A 2,852-nucleotide genomic window follows, 5' to 3' on the forward strand; every position below is an offset into this window, starting at 1 on the left:
AACGAAGCACTGTGTATACCCTTCACAGCGGACGCTATCCCGAACGGGAGGAAGATGGCACCCTTTTGAGCCCCACGGCCTTCTGGCTCGCACATAAGGGACTCAAGTTACTTTTAGGCCGAAACAATTACTTCAGCGATTACGGTGTAAAGAAGTACCTAAAAAACCATAAAATTGACGTTGTTCTGGCCAATTACGGGATCTCAGCAGTCCATATGATCCCTCCGTGCAGGGCGCTGAATATTCCACTGCTGGCCGTATTCAGGGGACATGACGCCACCGATAAGAAATTGCTCTCCCAATACCGGGAGAGATATATCACCCTCTTCGACTATGCCTCCTTCCTGATTGCCGTTTCCGAGCGGCTCAAAAATCAATTGATTTCCCTCGGGGCACCCGAAGAAAAAATCAGGATTATACCCTCGGGGGTCAATACCTCAAAATTTACCCCTTCCAAAGAAATGAATAGGGAAAAACATTTTGTTGGTGTAGGGCGATTTACCCCTAAAAAAAGCCCCTTACATACCCTTCGTGCTTTTCATGGGGTCCTGGCAAAATTCCCGGAGGCCACCCTTACCCTGGCTGGAAAAAAAGACGGGCTCTATGAAGACTGTGTAGCTCTTGTCAATGAACTCGGGATGAAAAAATCCGTGAAGTTCACAGGCGTATTAGACCATGAACAGGTAAGCGCACTGATGCAGAAATCCCTGGCCTTTGTACAGCATTCGCTCACCGCCCCCAACGGGGATACGGAAGGGACCCCTGTGGGAATCATGGAAGCCAGCGCCTCAGGACTACCTGTGGTCAGTACACGGCACGGGGGAATACCGGACGCGGTGATCCATGAAAAGACGGGATACCTGGTGGAAGAAGGTGATGACAAAGCCATGGGGCAGTATATGATTAAACTTTGTGAGAATCCCGAGCGTGCCAGGGAAATGGGCCTGGCGGGTCGGAAACACATGCAGGAACACTACGAACATTCCAATCAGATTTCGAAGCTATATGAACTCGCCAGGATAGCTACTGAGAACCAACTATGAAGAAACCCGAAAATAAAAACTCCCTTTTCAGCTTTGTCCAACAACGATACATTTATTCCGGTATTGGGTTTATACTAGCCGCTCTTGCTATCCTCGCTATGTTCCGAGACCTGGTGGATCCTGCAAACTATATCGGGGGCTTACTTCTTTGGGCCGCGATTCTTGAATTGTTGCACGGTTTTAAACGTGCGGAGAACCACGCCAGGAATTCCGCGTGGATCAGCGGGGGTATCACCCTGCTCATCGGTATATTCCTTGTGAATGCCCAACTGTTTCAAAACCACCCCCTTGTTCAAATTGTAAGTATTCTGCTCCTTACAGACGCCTTGAGGTCCCTGTATTTCTATTTTAAGCGTAAAGATCACGACAATGCCAAATTGAATTATCTCCTGCCCGGCCTTGGCAACATCCTTATTGTCGTGTTGATCCTTACCTTCGAAGGCAAAGGTTTTGCATGGGTCGTAGCCCTGGGGGGCGCCTTGCGGATACTAGGTACCGTCTACAATTTATTTACCGCAAAACTGGGTAATGTTAAGAATGTCTCGAAAGACATCATCGAGGACCTGGGTGTTGCAGACAATCCCGGTCTCGTGGCACTAACTCACAAACTCGAAGATGAGGATGAGCAAAGAGCCCGGGTGGACCTGAGTTGGATTCTGATCTTTATACTTACGTTGTTTTTTATTCACCTGGGAAGAATGGGCTTCGATCGCTCCAAATTTGGCATTCTTTCTCCCGTTGTCGCTGTTATCGGAGACATGTTTATAGCCCTTGTAGTGGCCTATGGGATTATAAGCCCCTTCAGAAGCCTCTTCAAAAAACTCAATAGTGTTTTCCTGAAACGATCTTACAATTGGGCACATAAAGTCCCCCAATCTGAATGGCACTTTTTAAGTCTGAGACGGCCCGTCAACTGGTGGGTCGAGTATCAACTGGATCTTTCGATATCCATGCGAAAATCCTCTTATTCATTCTCCACTGCTTTCAGGAACGGACTCAAGATAGGCCTGCCCTTTGCTGCTTTACTGGCCGCCATAATGCCTGTACTGGGTATGAGCTGGTATTTTGATACCGAAAACTGGGCCTCCGGGATATGGGATGGTTTTGCCGGCTCCCGAACCGAAGTCTGGCGGGAAGCCATGGTGGCAGCGAACGGTGAAAAGATTGGGCCAAATGCTTTTAGGCTCCAGCCCGAAGGGCTTCCTGCATCCGGGGACTTCTCCTTTGTAGTCATTGGAGACCCCGGGGAAGGGGATGCCTCCCAGCTCATCCTCAAGGATCAGTTATTGGCAGTTACCAACAAGCCCGACATCAGTTTTATGGTCATTTCCTCAGATATCGTGTACCCCTCCGGGGCCATGCGCGATTACGAGCGAAAATTCTTCCTCCCGTTTAAAGGGATTACCAAACCCATTTACGCCATTCCCGGCAACCACGACTGGTATGATGCCCTGGAGGGTTTTACCGCTACCTTCTTTACACCCCAGGCCGCCATGCGGGCAATGGAAGCCCGAATCGAGAGCGATCACGGCCTGACCCTTACCGATTCGGATGAGGTCCGGGAACTCATAGCCCAGGCGTCTTACCTGAGGAAAGAGTACCAAATGCCGACAGGGCATCAAAATGCACCCTTCTTTCAGGTATCCACCGAGGAGTTTGTCTTTTTGGCCATCGATACCGGTGTCAGGCGAAAAGTAGATAATCTTCAGCTCGAATGGCTTGAATCTGTTCTGAAGGCGTCTAAAGAGAAATATGTCATGGCCCTTCTGGGACATCCGTTTTACGCCATTGGGGAATACCAGGGAGACA

Annotated in this window: 2 protein-coding genes; both read left to right on the forward strand. The window is 49.4% G+C overall.

The window, feature by feature from the left end:
* Nucleotides 1-1,043, forward strand: a 1,043-nt coding sequence (locus WBV75_RS12385; protein ID WP_424120900.1) for a glycosyltransferase, incomplete at its 5' end; no start/stop codon positions are given.
* The coding region (locus WBV75_RS12390) for a metallophosphoesterase (RefSeq protein WP_424120901.1) at nt 1,040-2,852 on the forward strand (1,813 nt) is incomplete at its 3' end. The genes WBV75_RS12385 and WBV75_RS12390, both read left to right, overlap by 4 nt.

It is taken from the genome of Robiginitalea sp., assembly GCF_049588695.1.
GTDB lineage: Bacteria > Bacteroidota > Bacteroidia > Flavobacteriales > Flavobacteriaceae > Robiginitalea.